Origin of the sequence: Hymenobacter psychrophilus (assembly GCF_900107135.1) — a bacterium.
GTDB classification, from domain to species: domain Bacteria; phylum Bacteroidota; class Bacteroidia; order Cytophagales; family Hymenobacteraceae; genus Hymenobacter; species Hymenobacter psychrophilus.
Genome location: NZ_FNOV01000006.1, coordinates 76,896 through 92,524, shown reverse-complemented (window position 1 = coordinate 92,524; position 15,629 = coordinate 76,896). Strand labels below are relative to the sequence as shown.

13 protein-coding genes are annotated in these 15,629 nt (G+C 62.5%); 5 read left to right on the top strand and 8 right to left on the bottom strand.

Annotated features, from left to right (window positions below; translation table 11 throughout):
- Positions 1 to 283: 283 nt before the first annotated feature.
- Entirely contained in the window at positions 284 to 2,752 is a 2,469-nt protein-coding gene (locus BLW21_RS10400; RefSeq protein WP_092739718.1) for a M4 family metallopeptidase, read from the top strand.
- A gap of 161 nt (positions 2,753 to 2,913) precedes the next feature.
- Here the strand turns inward: BLW21_RS10400 and BLW21_RS10395 are convergent, their stop codons facing one another.
- Complete coding sequence (locus BLW21_RS10395) at positions 2,914 to 3,681, bottom strand: outer membrane beta-barrel protein (RefSeq protein WP_092739716.1); 768 nt, start codon at positions 3,679 to 3,681, stop codon at positions 2,914 to 2,916.
- Between the two features lie 186 nt (positions 3,682 to 3,867).
- Positions 3,868 to 4,578 carry a tetratricopeptide repeat protein gene (locus BLW21_RS10390; RefSeq protein WP_092739714.1) on the bottom strand — a complete coding sequence of 237 codons (711 nt, stop codon included), beginning with the start codon at positions 4,576 to 4,578 and terminating at the stop codon, positions 3,868 to 3,870.
- A 233-nt stretch (positions 4,579 to 4,811) separates the two neighbouring features.
- Between BLW21_RS10390 and BLW21_RS10385 the strand changes: the two genes are divergently transcribed.
- Entirely contained in the window at positions 4,812 to 5,702 is an 891-nt protein-coding gene (locus BLW21_RS10385; RefSeq protein ID WP_092739712.1) for an alpha/beta hydrolase, read from the top strand.
- Between the two features lie 30 nt (positions 5,703 to 5,732).
- Here BLW21_RS10385 and BLW21_RS21950 read toward each other — a convergent pair whose 3' ends face one another.
- Positions 5,733 to 6,263 carry a methylated-DNA--[protein]-cysteine S-methyltransferase gene (locus BLW21_RS21950; RefSeq protein ID WP_092739710.1) on the bottom strand — a complete coding sequence of 177 codons (531 nt, stop codon included), beginning with the start codon at positions 6,261 to 6,263 and terminating at the stop codon, positions 5,733 to 5,735.
- 220 nt (positions 6,264 to 6,483) lie between these two features.
- Between BLW21_RS21950 and BLW21_RS10375 the strand changes: the two genes are divergently transcribed.
- A complete protein-coding gene (locus BLW21_RS10375) occupies positions 6,484 to 8,082 on the top strand; it encodes a PA14 domain-containing protein (RefSeq protein WP_139255167.1) in 1,599 nt (532 codons plus the stop codon).
- A 92-nt stretch (positions 8,083 to 8,174) separates the two neighbouring features.
- Here the strand turns inward: BLW21_RS10375 and BLW21_RS10370 are convergent, their stop codons facing one another.
- The 3 genes from BLW21_RS10370 to BLW21_RS10360 form a co-directional block, all read right to left on the bottom strand.
- Positions 8,175 to 8,933 (bottom strand): phospholipase D-like domain-containing protein, encoded by a 759-nt coding sequence (locus BLW21_RS10370; RefSeq protein ID WP_092739706.1) that lies wholly within the window; start codon positions 8,931 to 8,933, stop codon positions 8,175 to 8,177.
- Positions 8,934 to 9,047: 114 nt separating this feature from the next.
- A complete protein-coding gene (locus BLW21_RS10365) occupies positions 9,048 to 10,244 on the bottom strand; it encodes a type 1 glutamine amidotransferase family protein (protein WP_092739704.1) in 1,197 nt (398 codons plus the stop codon).
- A 116-nt stretch (positions 10,245 to 10,360) separates the two neighbouring features.
- Positions 10,361 to 11,323, bottom strand: a complete 963-nt coding sequence (locus tag BLW21_RS10360; RefSeq protein ID WP_245711868.1) for a cation diffusion facilitator family transporter — start codon at positions 11,321 to 11,323, stop codon at positions 10,361 to 10,363.
- Positions 11,324 to 11,477: 154 nt separating this feature from the next.
- Here BLW21_RS10360 and BLW21_RS10355 point away from each other — a divergent pair, with 154 nt between their 5' ends.
- Together BLW21_RS10355 and BLW21_RS10350 are read left to right on the top strand one after the other, a co-directional pair.
- Positions 11,478 to 12,845: an APC family permease gene (locus BLW21_RS10355; protein ID WP_092739700.1), complete on the top strand. Its 1,368-nt coding sequence runs from the start codon at positions 11,478 to 11,480 to the stop codon at positions 12,843 to 12,845.
- A 33-nt stretch (positions 12,846 to 12,878) separates the two neighbouring features.
- A complete protein-coding gene (locus tag BLW21_RS10350) occupies positions 12,879 to 13,460 on the top strand; it encodes a hypothetical protein (protein ID WP_139255166.1) in 582 nt (193 codons plus the stop codon).
- A gap of 5 nt (positions 13,461 to 13,465) precedes the next feature.
- On the opposite strand, the gene BLW21_RS10345 is transcribed toward BLW21_RS10350, so the two are convergent.
- Positions 13,466 to 13,984 carry a GNAT family N-acetyltransferase gene (locus tag BLW21_RS10345; protein ID WP_245711867.1) on the bottom strand — a complete coding sequence of 173 codons (519 nt, stop codon included), beginning with the start codon at positions 13,982 to 13,984 and terminating at the stop codon, positions 13,466 to 13,468.
- A gap of 86 nt (positions 13,985 to 14,070) precedes the next feature.
- Entirely contained in the window at positions 14,071 to 15,063 is a 993-nt protein-coding gene (gene hemB / locus BLW21_RS10340) for a porphobilinogen synthase (RefSeq protein WP_092740097.1), read from the bottom strand.
- Between the last annotated feature and the right edge of the window lie 566 nt (positions 15,064 to 15,629).

Genomic DNA, 15,629 nt, shown 5'->3' with positions numbered 1-15,629 from the left:
TGTTTAAAATTCAGGGGTGGTTTACAGCTTGGCTACAGGCAAAGGATTATTCAAAAACAATGGAATAATACAGTATAAAGCTCGCTGTCAATGAATTGTGAATGATAATTAATCGCCCGGTTATTGTCTATATTTTCAATTAAAGGGAGTTAATTTAATAAATGTCATATCATAAGGTGTAATAAGTTGATAAAAGCATAATTTTGATGTCATACGAATGCCTGCATGCTTCCGTCGCTGCTGCTTCTGTTCAAAATTCCACTTTCACAACCAACCTCAACCTATGCACAACAAGTACTCGGTAGCAGCTTTATTGTTGCTAGGTGGCCTGAGCTCTTCGGCCGCCTTCGCCCAGGATTACTCGCGGGTTCAAAGCAAAAGCCTGCGTGACAACGGAACGCCTTACCTGGTGGAGTTCAAAGCCACCAGCAACGCCTACAAGCTCAGCAACGCGCCGGCCGTGCTGCGCCAGCAACTCTCGCTCAGCAGCGCCGATGAGCTGCTGAGTACCGGCACCCAGACCGACGAGCTGGGCTACGTACACGAGAAATTCCAGCAGTACTACAAAGGCATCAAGGTAGAGCACGCCATCTACTCGGTGCACGCCCGCCAAGGCAACGTGGAAAGCATCAGCGGGCAGATTGAGAAGGTGGACGGCCTGAACGTAACACCCTCGCTCGATGCCGCTACCGGTTTGCAGCGGGCCATGGCCTTCGTGGGCGCCAAGGAGTACATGTGGCAGGATGCCCGCGAAGAGGCTGGTCTGAAACAGCAGGAAGCCAACCCCGATGCCACCTACAAGCCCCAGGGCGAGCTGGTGGTAATGCACGACGACGCCACCGGCCAGCCGGCGCTGGCCTGGAAATTCAACGTGTACGCCAAAGCGCCGCTCAGCCGGGCCTACATTTATGTGGATGCCCACTCGGGCCGCGTCATTTCGCAGGACGCCATCATCAAGCACGCCGCCGCTACTGGCACTTTCGCCACGGCCTACAGCGGCACCCGCAGCATGGCTACCGGCACGACCACCGGCGGCTTCTACCTGCGCGAAGCCACCCGCGGCCTGGGCATCGAAACCTTCAACTGCAAAAAGGGCAACAGCTACACCGCGGCCACCGACTTCATCGACGCCGATAACAACTGGACCGCCGCCGAGTACAGCAACGCCAACTTCGACAACGTAGCCGGCGACGCGCACTTCGGCGCCCAGGCCACCTACGATTACTGGAAGACGGTGCACAACCGCAACTCCTACAACAATGCCGGCGCCAAAATCAAAAGCTACGTGCATTTCGATGACATTCCGGGCGGCGCGGGCTACGAAAATGCCTACTGGAACGGCTCGGTGATGACCTATGGCGACGGCGCCAGCACCTTCAAACCCCTGACGGCCCTCGACGTGTGCGGCCACGAAATCGGCCACGCCGTGTGCGAAACCACGGCCAACCTCACCTACGCCAACGAATCGGGCGCCATGAACGAGGGCTTCTCCGACATCTGGGGCGCCTGCGTGGAAGCCAAAGCGGTAACCGACTACGGCCTGACCGGCAAGAGCACCTGGGACATTGGCGAGCAGATTATGAAGGCCGGCGGGGCCCTGCGTTCGATGAGCAACCCCAACCTCTACGGCCAGCCCGACACCTACAAGGGCACTTACTGGAAGCCGACTACCACTTCGCCTTCTAACGCCAACGACCAGGGCGGCGTGCACACCAACTCGGGCGTGCTCAACTACTGGTTCTATCTGCTCAGCCAGGGAGGCTCGGGCACCAACGATATCGGTAGCGCCTACTCGGTAACCGGCCTGGGCATCAGCAACGCCGCCAAAATTGCCTACCGCACCGAAAGCGTGTACCTGACGGCTTCCTCGACGTACGCTCAGGCCCGTACGGCTTCTATTTCGGCCGCTACCGACTTGTTCGGCGCCGGCTCGGCCCAGGTAACGGCTGTTACCAACGCCTGGTACGCCGTGGGCGTGGGCGCCGCTTCGGGTGGCGGCACTACCCCGCCGCCCGCAGTAGCTTACTGCACCAGCAAGGGCACCAGCGTAGCCTACGAGTGGATCGATTACGTGAAACTCGGCACTCTTACCCGTACTTCGGGAGCCGATGGTGGCTACTACAACGGCACGGCCAGCAGCACTACCATCGCGGCCGGCTCGTCGCAAACCATCAGCTTCTCAGCTGGCTTTGCCTCGACGGCCTACACCGAAAACTGGCGCGTGTACATCGACTACAACCAGGATGGGGACTTCGGCGACGCCGGCGAAACCGTAGTATCGGGCTCCTCGGCCAGCACTACCACGCTCAGCAGCACCTTCACGGTGCCCTCTACGGCCCGTAGCGGCGCCACGCGCATGCGGATAGTGCTGAGCGACAACGCCGCCACTACCAGCTGCAACAGCTACAGCTACGGTGAAACCGAAGACTACACCGTCAACATCAGCGGCGGAACCGGCCTGACGGCGGGTGCCGGTGCCACCGTAGCTGCCCAGAGCGCCTCGTTTGGCAACAGCAGCTCCGAGAAGGCCCTGACGCTGTACCCTAACCCGGCCGCCAGCATGCTCAACGTCGTGCTCGTCGGCAAGTCTCCGGCCGTATCGGCCGTGGTTACCGACCTGCGCGGGGCCCGCGTTGCCAACGCCCGCTTCGAGAACGGCCAGCTGAACGTGGCCAACCTGGCCAGCGGCGTCTACCTGCTCACCGTCTCCGACGGCCAGAAGACGTTCCACGAGCGGTTCGTCAAGCAGTAGGTTCTGATGAGCTGTTAGCTGAGAGCCATTAGCTGTTAGCTTTCGTTCAGAAGCCCCGGTAATCCAACAAAAAGAAGGCCCCGCACTCAACCGAGTGCGGGGCCTTCTTCGTTTTCCAGCTAACAGCTAACAGCTAACAGCTAACAGCTAACAGCTAACAGCTAACGAGCCCACGGCGCGTATTCGAGCTTCAGTTCCAGTTGGCCATAGTTGTCGTTGAGCGACGACGACGAGCGGCCCAGGGCGGGACTGATATCGTCGAGCTGGTCGGTGGTGGTGAGCGAGTACGAGCCTTCGATGGTTGCGTTGAGCCGCGAGGTGAGCCGCACTGTAACGCCCACGCCCACCGGTAGCACCAGCGCCAGGGCGGGATAGTCGAAGCGTTCGGGCTCGAGGTAGGCCGGCGTGAAGTTGCCGCCCGGCCGCTCCGTGCCCTTGTAAGACTTGGGGCTGTACAACGCCAAGCCCACGCCCAGCTTCAGGTAGGGCTTGATGATGGACGACTGGCCGGCCGGCAGCGAGTAAGCGCCCGGGTCGCGGAGCGGCTCCCAGCGCACAAAGGCCGTGCCCACCCCGTTTTTGCCCTGGAAGGCCAGGTCACGCTCGGGCAGGTAATCCTTGGCCCCAAGTTGCAGGTACGATACCTCGCCGCCCACCTGCCAGTGCGGATGAAACTGGTAAAGCATGCCCGCGCTCAGGCTGGGACCCAGAAACTGGTCGGCCAGGCTGCTGGTGAGGTCGCCGTTGTAGTAGCCTACGCCGCCGCCCAGCGTAAAGCGCATGGGCCCCCTGTAATACAGGCGGCCCTGGCGGTCGTAGTGGCGGGGGCGGCGCTCGGGGCCGGGGTCAGCCGATTGGGCCACCGCCGAGTGCGTAGCGGCCGCAGTGAGGAGCAGGGCCGCGGCGGGCAGAAAGGAGCGAAGGATCACGAAGACAGAAAGCAAAATGAAGGGCCGGCCGCGCCAAAAACGCAGCAGCCCGCTCCGGCTCTAACGCAAACCGGCGGCAAATGATTGTCTTGCGGCTATTGGGCCACAAGCTTAGGGTTACCCGCCACACGCTTTCGAACGTGCTTGCCGCTTATAGCTGGCAACTGGTATCCCTGCGCTTGTCGCTTATTTGTACGTGCCCTTGGGGTCGGGTAGATGGGTAAGCAGGTCGGAAATCAGGCCGAAATCGACCGAAGAAATGCTGGTGCCCTGGCCTTTGTGCACCGCCTCCCAGGCCTGGGCGTACTGTTCCTGGTAGTAGTAGGCGCGGCCCAGCTGCTGCCAAGCCGCGGCATTGGCCGGGTCTTGGGTAGTGGCTTTTTGCAGCAGTTCGGTGCCGGTTTTCAGGTCCTTTTTCTTCTTGCCCTGCTCATACCGGATGAGGTAGCTGGAGCCCAGATCGGAGAGCAGCGGCGAGCTGGTGGGATCTAGCACTAGGCCTTTTTCCAGCAGCTGAATCGACTGTTCGGGCGAAGGGTTGCTGCTGGCTACTATAGCCAGACCATGGTAAGCCTCGGAATTGTTGGGGTCGAGTACCCAGGCTAGGTTGAAGCGGTAAGCGGCTGTGTCGCGCTGGCTTTCAACCAGATACTCGTAGCCTTTATTGCTGAAAAACTGGCTGGCTTCGGCCCGTGAGGCGAAGCTGCCGGCCAGCCCGGCCACCGTGGCCGGACCGAGTGCCTGCTCGGCCTGCACGGCCGAGAGGCCGCCGAATAGTGGCTGGCTGCGGCTGCTGAGCACCGCCTCGCGGGTGGCGCCGGCAGCGTTTTTTGCTGCTTTACCGCCCCGCTGGGCCAGTGCCGGCTGCAGTCCGGCTCCTAGGAGCAGCGCAGTCAAAAAAAGAAAAGGAGAAATCGGAAGTTTCATCGGTGGGAAGATAAGCGGTAGACAGGCCAGCGGTCCGTTTACTTGTGGAGCCGCAGCCTGCCAAAGATACGCCCACTGCCCCAACCTGTGCGCCCGCCCGGCCGTAGGGGCGGAAGCCGGCGCAATCCAGCGCCAGGGCCCCGTCGTACCTGCTCCGTTACGCTGCCCGTCCGGGTAGCGCCTGCTCGTTTCTTCCCTGCCGAATGCGTTTTCTGGTTTTTCGCCTGTTGCCTGCCCTGTTTGCTACCATACTGCTGCTGGCGGCCGCTACCGAGTACAGCGTGGCGCGCCCCAGCCGCCGCACTGCCAACGTGCCCTACGTACCGGCCACCGACTCGGCCTTCAGCGCCGGCCGGCAGCTGCTCGATGTGTACGCGCCCAAAGCCCGCGCCGCCCGGCCCTATCCGGTGGTGGTGTTTATTCATGGCGGCAACTGGAACAGCGGCAGTAAAGCGCTTTACTCGTTTGTGGGCCGGCGGCTGGCCAAGCAGGGGGTGGTGGCCGTGGTCATCAGCTACCGGCTGGCCCCGGCCGTACGCGTGCCCCAGATGGCCGACGACTGCGCCCGGGCAGTGGTGTGGGCCCGCCGCCACATTGCCGAGTACGGCGGCGACCCGGCCCGGCTGTTTCTGATGGGCCACTCGGCCGGGGGCGGCCTGGCGGCCCTGCTGGCCACCGACGACGCCCGTTTCCGGCGCTGGGGTGAGGCGACCAACCCGGTGCGCGGCGTCGTGCTCGACGATGCCGCCGGCCTCGACATGTACGACTACCTGAAAAAGCTGGCCTACCCCGGCGACGAGGAGTTTCTGGTGCCCTTCGGCCCCGATCCGGCCGTGTGGCGGCAGGTGTCGGCGCGCTATCACCTCACGCCCCAAACGCCGCCTTTCCTCCTCTTCGTGGGCGGCGAAACCTACCCTTCCATCAGTAGCAGCAGCGCTGAATTCCGCAAGGCACTGGTAGATTTAGGCCACGCGCCCTACTACCAGGTGCTGCCCGGCAAGAAGCACATTCCCATGGTGTTGCAACTGTACTGGCAGCACAACATCATCTACCAGAAACTGCTGCCGTTTGTGGGGGCAGAGGTGGTGAAGTAGAACGGCAGACGGTTCCGCGCGTCCAATTCTTCAAAACAGTCCCAGCTGCGACGGTGGGTTTTCCAGCTCCAGCAGCCACTTTTTACGGGCCAGGCCCCCGGCATAGCCCGTAAGCTGGCCGCTGGCCCCAATAATGCGGTGGCAGGGCCAGATGATGGCCAGCGGATTCTGGCCGTTGGCCGACCCCACGGCCCGTACGGCCCCGGGGTTGCCCAGCTGCCGGGCCAGGTCGAGGTAGGAGGCCGTGCGGCCGTAGGTTACGGCGGGCAGTGCCGCCCACACCTGCCGCTGAAACCCGGTGCCGGTTTCTACATCCGTAAGCACCGAAAACGTGCGCAACTCGCCCCCGAAATAGGCCCGTAGCTGCTCGTGGGCCGCTCGTAGGCAGGCCGGCACCGCGCTGGCCGGCGTAACCGCTTCCAGGCTGCCCGCCGCCAGAAAGTTCACCTCTCGCAGGCCTGCCTCGGTACCGCGCAGCTCCAGCGGGCCAAGCACGGTGGCCAGCAGCGCCCAGGCCGTCGGCTGGGTCGCAGTCAAAGCAGCAGCAGGCAGCTTGTTCATGGGGGGGGGGAATTAGATAAAAACACGGTTTTGGGGCAATTTTCAGCTGGTTTCTTGTAGTATGCCGTGGCCGGAAAAGTGAGTCGGGCGGCAACTGCCTGAGAAAAACCTGTATATTAGGCTAAGCAAAGCAGGAAAATATAAATCTACGCGTAGATTTTTGACTGTTGCTTATTTGCGCGCCTTCCCTACCGTTCCATCTTCCAAAGCCACCAATATCGTGCAACGTTTAATTCTCTGCTCTGCGCTCGGTTTGGGCCTGCTCGGCCAGTTGCCGGTGGCCGCGGCAATGCCCGTGCGGGCTGCGGCCTCGGAACCCGTTGAAATGCTGCCTGCCCAGGGTTGGGGCACGGGCCTGACGGCCTTTTACTTCGGCAACGGCTCGCTGGCGGGCCAACCCGTTCTCAAGCGCGACGATGCGGTAATTGATTTTCGCTGGGGTATGGGCGCACCTGCGCCCGGCCTGCCCGCCGATAACTTTTCGGTGCGCTGGGAGGGGCTGATAGCCGCGCCGAGTACCGGGCGCTACCGCTTCGTGGCCGTAACTACCGACGAGGTGCGCCTGTGGGTGAACGGCCGCATGTTGCTCGATACCTGGGACGGGAAAAAAGCGAACAACAACGAAGAAAACAGTATTTCGCTGGCCGCCGGCGAGAAAGCGACCATCAAGCTCGAATACAACAATGCGGCCGGTACGGCGGGCATTCAGCTCCATTGGGTGGCTCCCGGCCAGAGCCAGCAGCTGATTCCGACCGGCAACCTCTACCCGCTGGGCTCGCCCACCACGCCCGACCCAGCTGGTGCGCCCCCCGTAGCTAAGGCTGTGGTAGCGCCCGCCGCCCGGCCGGCCCCGGTTGCCGCCACCCCCAAGCCCGCGCCGGCCCCGGTGGTAGCCGCCACCCCGAAACCCGCGCCAGCTCCTAAGGTGGCCAAAGCCGCGGCTCCGGCCCCAGCCCCCAAGCCTGCCAAGCCCGCGCCAGTCGTGGCAGCAGCGCCGGCCAAAAAGGTAGCCGATGAGGATGTTGCCCCCGTCGGTGACCTGTCGGGCCTCTACGTAATTACCGTTCGCTCGACGGGCAAGCCGCTGGAGGTAACCCAGGACCGCCCGGCCACGCTCTCCGAGCAGCTGGCCATGGCCGGCGCACCGCCCGCCGCCGACGCACAGTGGCGGCTCGAGCCCGCCGGCAGCGGCATGTACCGCCTGATGGTGCCCGGCAGCAACAAGGTGCTGGAGGTACTGGGCAGCTCTACCTCCAACGGTGCCCCCGCCAGCCTCTGGACATACTACAGCGGCTACAACCAGCAGTGGAAGGTGGAGCCCACCGGCGACGGCTACTTCAAGCTGATTTCGAAAAACGGCCGCAACAAGGCCCTCACCGACAAGGATTCTACCGACGGGGGCATTCAGCAGTGGCGCTACTCGGGCAAGCTTACCCAGCAGTGGAAGCTGACGCCGGCCAAAGCCGCCGAGGAGCCCGTGCTGGCCGGAGCCACCACGGCCCGCAAAATCGGCGACAACGGCATGAGCGTGTACCCCAACCCTTCCAGTGGCGTGATGCAGATGGCTTACAGCCTCAGCGAAGCCAAGCCGCTGGGCTGGGTGCTCTACAACCAGAACGGTGTGGCCGTGCGCGTATCCGACTATCGTAAGCAACCCGCCGGTGCGCACCACCAGACCCTCAACTTTACCGGCCTCCCCTCCGGCGACTACTACCTCAGCCTAACCGTAGGGGCCAGCAATACCCGTCAGGTGGTGTCCATTCGCCGTCCCAGCTCCGTTACCCCCGAGGTGGGCGACGATGTAGCCGAGCGCCCATAGGTTCCTCCGGATCCAGCCTATCAAGCCCAAGGCCCCGTTCCAGTTGCTGGAACGGGGCCTTGGGCTTGATAGGATTTCGTGCGCTAAATGGGTTACCCGTTAAAAGCTGGTAAGGCCGCCCACAAGCGCGTAAACTCGGCGGCATAGGGCGCTATCAAGGTCGGGTCGGGGCTGATAAGCAGATTTTCCTGGTTGAACTCGGCCGCCGAGCGGGTCCAGTTATAGCTGCCGGTAAGCACCAGGGAGTCATCGGCCAGGGCAAACTTGTGGTGCATGTGGTTGTCGGTGCGGTCGATGCGCACCGGAATGCCGGCGGCCTCAATAGCCCGGATATCGGAGCCCCGGTCGGAAAGCTTGTCGTTGTCGGTGAGCACGCGTACGCGTACTCCGCGGCGGTGGGCGGCCAGCAGCTCGTCGCTCAGGCGGTTATCGGCCACGGTAAACACGCACACGTCCAGCGTGCGGCGCGCCTGCCGGATAAAGGTCTGAATGGCGCCCACGCAGTCGTCGTGGGGGCTGAAATACACCCGCGCCTGACCAGCAGCAGCAGTAGTAACGGCGGGCTCACGCTTCGGGTCTGGGGCGGCCACCGAATTTTCTGAAACTGGCAGCAGGGCGCTGGCGGCCTCCAGCCACTCCACCACTGCTTTGTCTTTAAAGGTGTTGAAATGGCTTTTGGCCAGCCCGAACAGCTGGCGGCGCAGGGATTCCAGGTTGCCATGGCGGCGCTGGAAATCGGCTAGCCGGTCGCGCAGCTCGGTGGCTTCGGCAGCCGAAAGGTTCACGTCATCAAAAGCCTGACGGAACTGGCTCAGCAGTTCGGAAACGGGCGGGGTAGTGGAATGGGCCATACCGGAAGGTACGGCAAACTGCCGGCGCCGTTGGCTACTGCCCGGATGTCAACCCATCGCCCCTTTTAAAGGGCGGACTACAGCCTGAAGCCCGGGCCACAGCCAACGCACTGTCTATCCTATGGCCAAGCTTTCCAGTAGTGCCAGCTGCCGGGCAACCCGGGCCTGTGCGGCGGCCAGGGCAGCGGCCGAAGGCTGGTGCAGGTGGCGGGTGAGGCCGGGCGTGGCGGCGGTGGGGTCGGCGTCCCAGAGGCCCGCGTGGTGCCAGGGCGTGAGGTGGTCCCAGTCGGGCCGGTCGATGATGGGGTAGAGGCAGACGCCCAGCAGCGGCACCCCGGCACGCAGGGTTTTCACGGCTTCGTCGGCCACCATCCGCAGCCAGGGGGCGCGGTCGTGGCCGGGGTGGCTGGTTTCGGTGAGCACCACCGGGCAGTTGTAGCGGTGGTAGGCTTCGGCCAGCAACGAACTCAACGGGCGAAAGCGCGGGTCGTGGTGCTCGTTGGCCCAGGGCAGGGTGTGGTAGGGTTCCAGCTGCCACTGGTTGTCGTAGTAAAAGTTGAAGCCCAGCAGGTCGAGGTATTCGGGCCGGCCGCCCAACTCGGGGCAGAGCCGGCCGGCCAGCATATCCACGCTCTGGAACTGGTTGCGGTGGGCCTCGCGGGCCCGGCGCACTTCGGCGGGCCCGGCGCCTGGCTGGGCCACAATATTGAGCAACGGTTCGGTGGTGAGGATGCGCACCCTTGGGTCGGCTTCGCGCAGGGCTGCTACGCCTTCAATGTAAGCCCGCATCAGGCCGCGCTTCACTTCCCAGCCCTGCCCCACGCAGTAGGGGGCGGTGCCGCGCACGTCGCCGCCCAGCCAGCTCATAAAGCTTACCTCGTTGATGGGCGTGATGATGAGCACCTCGTCGGGCCGTTGCTGGCGGTAGAACGCCACGAAGGCCCGGCACAGGGCGGCGAAGCGGCGGGCAAACAGCGGGTGCAGCGGCGTCAGGTCGTCGGGGTAGCCGAAGTGGCACAGGTCCCAGACTTGCTGGATGCCGTGGCGGCGGCCCGCGTCGAGCAGCACCTGCACGGTGGTCCAGTCGTACTCGTAGGGGCGGCGCTCCACCTGGCTCCAGCGGATGCCCTCGCGCACGGTGCCCAGTTGGTGCTGCCGGATAAGCTCGTAATCGGCATCGAGCAGCGGCAAATGGCCGGTCAGGTTCAGGAAATCGACCCGGTTGCCAAAGGCGTTGAGCTGATCGGTACACTCGAAACCAGCCATCCAGAACGAGGCAAAGGGCGAATCGGTGGTAGCGGGAAAGGGCATTAAGAATGGGTTGGTACAAGAAAAAAGGACGATGAAACGCCCGTTGCCGGGGATTCATCGTCCTCTATACCCCCAACAGCCGTCGGGGGTTAAGGCCGTGCCTACTACGGTCGGGCTTAGAACGGGGGCTTGAACACGGCCGCACCGGCCAGCTGGCGCTGCTTTTTGGTGATGGATTTGGCCTCAATAAAAATGCGCTGGAACTCCGGATATTTCACCCGAATGGCATCCTGTAGCTCGTCGATGGCTACCTCTACTTCCTGGGCCGAGAGCCGGTCTTCAAACTCGACATCGAGGGCCAGCATCACGTCGGTGGGGCCCAGGTACATGGTGAGTGGGGGGCGCAGGTTCTGCACGCCCGCCTGCCGGCGGCCAATGGCCTGCAGGTCGGTCAGTACCTCGTCGCTCACGCCTTCGCCCACCAGCAGGGCCCGGGTACGGCTCACCAGGAACACCGCTACCACCATCAGCAGCAAGCCAATAGCCACGGAAGCGGCTCCGTCGAGGAAAGGGTTGTTAAGCATATGGCCGAAGTACACGCCGGTCAGCGCTATCACCAGACCCGCCAATGCCGCCAGGTTTTCGAGCACCGAGGCGTAGATAGCCGGGTCGCGGCTGGTGCTCAGAATTTTCCAGAAGCTGGCCTTTTTATCGGCTATGCCCGCATAAAGTGCCTTAATAGCCAGCCAGCTGGCCCAGGTTTCGAACAGCGAGGCCACGCCCAGCACCACGTAGTTCCAGAGCGGATCGGTGAGCGGTTCGGGGTGCTCGATGTGCTTAATACCCTCGTAGAACGACATGCCTCCGCCGATAGCAAAAATCAGCACGGCCACAATCAACCCCCAGAAATACAGTTCTTTGGAGCGCCCAAAAGGATGGCGCGCGTCGGCTGGCTTCTGGCTTTGCTTTATGCCGTAGAGCAGTAATATGGAGTTGCCGCTGTCCACGAGCGAATGAATGCCCTCGGATAGCATGGCCGACGAGCCGGTGAAGAACGCGGCGACAAACTTGCTGATGGCAATGCCCATGTTGGCCGCCAGGCCGCCATACAAAGCTGATTTAGAAGAACCTCCGGCCATGAGCAATACGCTAAGGGAACGATAAAAGGGGCTGTATGAACAGCCAACGGGCTACTACTGGCCCGCCGCCTGGTACGGATCGGGCCGGGGCGAAGTTAGCGGCTCGCGTAAACAATCTGTCAGAATCCGGCTTTACCTCGCCTATCTTGCCCCCATGCCCGAACCTGCTGCTCCCGCCACCACTCCTTCCGCCCCGCTCAGCCGCCGCCTCGGGCTGGTGCAGGCCACGGCCCTCAACATGATTGACATGGTGGGCATCGGGCCCTTCGTGACGCTGCCGCTGGTGATGGGCTTCATGGGCCCCAATTTCCTGCTGGCTTGGATGGTGGGCGCGGTCTTGAGCCTGGCCGATGGCTTTATCTGGAGCGAGCTGGGGGCCGCCCATCCCGAGGCCGGCGGCTCCTACCGCTTCCTCAAGCTGGCCTACGGCGAGCATAAGTGGGGCCGGCTGATGTCGTTTCTGTATGTGTGGCAGACGCTGGTGCAGGCCCCGCTGGTAGTGGCTTCGGGCGCCATTGGCTTCGCGCAATATTTTGCTTACCTCGTGCCGCTGCCCGCGTGGTGGCAGCCCAAGCTGGTGGCCGGCACAGTGGTGCTACTGCTCATCGGCCTGCTCTACCGCCGTATCGACGACGTGGGCCGGCTGGGCGTGGCACTCTGGCTGGGGGTACTGGCGCTGCTGGGCTGGCTTATTTTTGGCGGCCTCACCCACGCGCACATTCCCGTTAATTGGCTGCCCGAGGGCGGCGTGGGGGCGCTGCCGGGCGTGCTGCTGTCGGTAGCCATGGGGCAGGCTTCGGTCAAAACCATCTACTCGTACCTGGGCTACTACAACGTGTGCCATTTGGGCGGCGAGGTGAAGAAGCCGCAGAAGCTCATTCCGCGCAGCATCTTCCTGAGCATTATCGGCATCATGACGCTGTACCTGCTCATGAACTGGAGCGTGGCCTCGGTTATTCCGTGGCAGCAGGCGCGGCACTCCGAGTTTATCGTGAGCTTGTTTATCGAGCAGCTCTACGGGGCCACGGCTGCTAAATTTGCCACGGCGCTGGTGCTGTGGGTAGCCTTTGCCTCGCTGTTTGCGGTGCTGCTGGGCTACTCGCGCATCCCCTACGCGGCGGCCGCCGACGGCGAGTTTCTGCCCCTTTTCGCCAAAACGCACCCCACCAAAAACTTCCCCCACGTGTCGCTGCTGCTGCTCGGCGGCGTGGGCTTCGTGTTCAGCCTGCTGTTCCGGCTGGGCGAGGTCATCAGCGCCATTCTGGCCATGCGGATTCTGGTGCAGTTCGTGGGCCAGGCCGTAGGGCTGGTGCTACTGCGCCGCCGGAATGGCACGGCTAAGCTACCCTTCAAAATGCCGCTCTACCCGCTGCCCGTGGTGGTGGCCGTGGTGGTGTGGCTGTGGGTGCTCGTGAGTACGGGCTGGGTTTTCGTGGTGTCGGGCCTGGCCGTTACGGCGGCCGGTGTTGTTGCCTTCCTGCTCTGGAGCCGCAAGCTCCGGCGCTGGCCGTTTGGTGGTTGAGTGGTAGCTTTAATGGCTTATTTACTCCCTACTATGCCGCGCCTTTATTATTGCCTCTTACTCTTCTTGCTTACAACAGTGGTTGCGCCGGCGCAAAGCACCACCGATTCGCCCTCCGACTACCTGTACTGGAGCGCTACCCGGCGGCTCACACCCGCCGACTTCCACCTCCGGCTTAAACAGGATGGCCGGGTGCAGGGCAGTAGCGGCATTTATGGTTTTGGGCTCAAAGGCAACGTGTATGATTTGCTGGGTAAGCGCGCCAACCAGGCCGTGCAGAATCGCATGCTACGGTCTGGTTCCTGGCTCGATACGACCGACCGCGCCGATGTTAGGCTGCAGTTGCAGTACCATCAGACTTCCTTTGATATCAGCGAAATCTACGCGCGGCGCTTGCGGCAGAAGCTGCGGTCGGTGGCTAAAAATGTGCTGTTATGGGGGAAACCTAGCCTCGAAGATGTAATCAATGAACATCTTCAAGCTTCGCAGCAGCGCCAGGTTGCCTACATCGAAGAAACGGCTTACGGCTCCGTACCCGAAAAGCAGGCCGCCTGGGAACAGCAGATTCAGCAGGAACTACGCGAGTTGGCCGCCTACGCAGTAGCAGACGAGTAGCCTGCTCAGGCCAGCCGCTTCTCGTAGCAGAAAAACCGCAGCCCCGGCCGGAACGCCAGCGTGATTTCGCCCGCAAACCGGTAGCCCAGCTTTGGAAACAGTTGTTGCGTGGCGGCGTTTTCGGAGTTGGTGTCCACCCGCAGCGCGCGCAGGCCCTGCTGCCGGGCCAGGGTTTCGGCCTGGGCGAGCAGGGCTGCCGCCACGCCGCGGCCCTGGGCTGCCGGGGCCACGGCCAGCCGGTGCGTTACGAGGGCCGGCTCGGCGAAGTCCCAGTCGGCCTGGGCATACTCGGCATCCTGGTGGTTGTGGGTGAGGGCGGCAAAGCCGGCCAACTGCCCCTCCAGTTCCGCCACCCACAAATGGCCCGCTTCCATATCAGCCCGGAACACGGCTTCGTTGGGGTAGTCGGCCGACCATTGGCGGTTGCCGGCCGCCAGCATCAGCGGCACCACCTGGGCCAGCAGGGCGAGTAAATTCGGCAGGTCGGTGGGGGTAGCGAGGCGCAGGGATACGGGGGAAGTCAAGGAGAGCAGGGAAGAAAGATCAAAAAAGAACGTCATGCTTCGACAAGCGCAGCATGACGTTCTACTATAATAAGCAGCTCTTCCCCTTACCCGCGGCGCAGCACTTCGGCGGCCTCCTTGGCGAAGTAGGTCAGGATGGCGTCGGCGCCGGCGCGCTTGATGCTGAGCAGCACTTCCATCATGGTCTTCTCGCCGTCGAGCCAGCCCTGCTGAGCCGCCGCTTTCACCATGGCGTACTCGCCGCTCACGTTATAGGCTGTTACGGGCAGGTGGGTGTGGTTTTTCACGTCCATAATCACGTCGAGGTAGCTCAGGGCGGGCTTCACCATCACCATGTCGGCGCCTTCGGCTTCATCGAGCGCCAGTTCGCGCAGGGCTTCGCGGCGGTTGGCCGGGTTCATCTGGTAGCTTTTCTTGTCGCCTTTTTTGGGGGCCGAATCCAGGGCGTCGCGGAAGGGACCGTAGAAGGCCGAGGCGTACTTGGCCGTGTAGCTCATGATGCTCACGTGCGAAAACGCGTTGCTGTCGAGCACTTCCCGAATCCAGGCTACGCGGCCGTCCATCATGTCGCTCGGGCCGATGATGTCGGCGCCGGCGCGGGCCTGGGCCAGGGCCATCTGGCCGAGCACTTCCAGGGTGGCATCGTTGAGAATCTCGCCCGATTCGGCGTCTACCACGCCATCGTGGCCGTCGGACGAGTAGGGGTCCATAGCCACGTCGGTCATCAGCACCACCTCCGGAAACTGCCGCCGAATATCGGCCACCGTCTTCAGGTACAGGCCCTCGGGGTTGGCCGACTCGCGGGCCAGCCGGTCCTTCAGCCCGTCGTTGATGCTCGGGAACGGGGCGAAGGAGTGGATGCCTAACTCCACGCAGCGCCCGATTTCCTCGATGATACGGTCGGCCGAATACCGGAAAATACCGGGCATCGACTTGACCTCGACCTGCTGGTTCTGGCCTTCGATGAGAAAGAGCGGGAATATGAAGTCGTGGGCCGTAAGGCGGGTTTCCTGCACCATGTCGCGGATAACCTGTGACTTACGGTTGCGGCGCGGACGGTGGGTGGGTACTTGGGGCATGGACATTTTCACTTGGTAAGACCGGATAGAACAACGGCCGCAAAGGTAAGGTTGCGGGGGATGGGGGCGTTAGCCATATGGCCAACCTCGTCCGGAAAAAATAATGATTAAGTACACTAAGCCCGCAGTCAGCAACCCTCCCAGCACCAGAAGGGTAACCAGCGGAAATTTTACAATCAGAAACATCAAAAGTGCGGCTCCCGCAATTATAAGCAGAGTAGAAGGCTCAATGAGCGGAGTAGATGGCTCGGACTGCTGCTTCACATGCCTTACGGCAGCAGAGCACCTGTTTCTGGCCCCCATTATAGGATGCAATACTAAAGAAGTGGGTAGTAACCGTGGAAGCAGCTTCAACACCCTTGCGTACTTCGGCCGCTTATAAGCAGCCGAAGTAACGCTGGGAGTTGCTACTACCGGTCGCGGAGCTTCGGTGGGCTTAGCAACCGATACCGAACTCAGGCAAACAGGTCTTCTGGTCTGCGGATTTTCGTCGCGCGGAGTAGAAGATTTTGATGTGAAGGACGTGGTAGTGGCCGGCTGGAACTGAAACGCCACCCGTTCGCTCC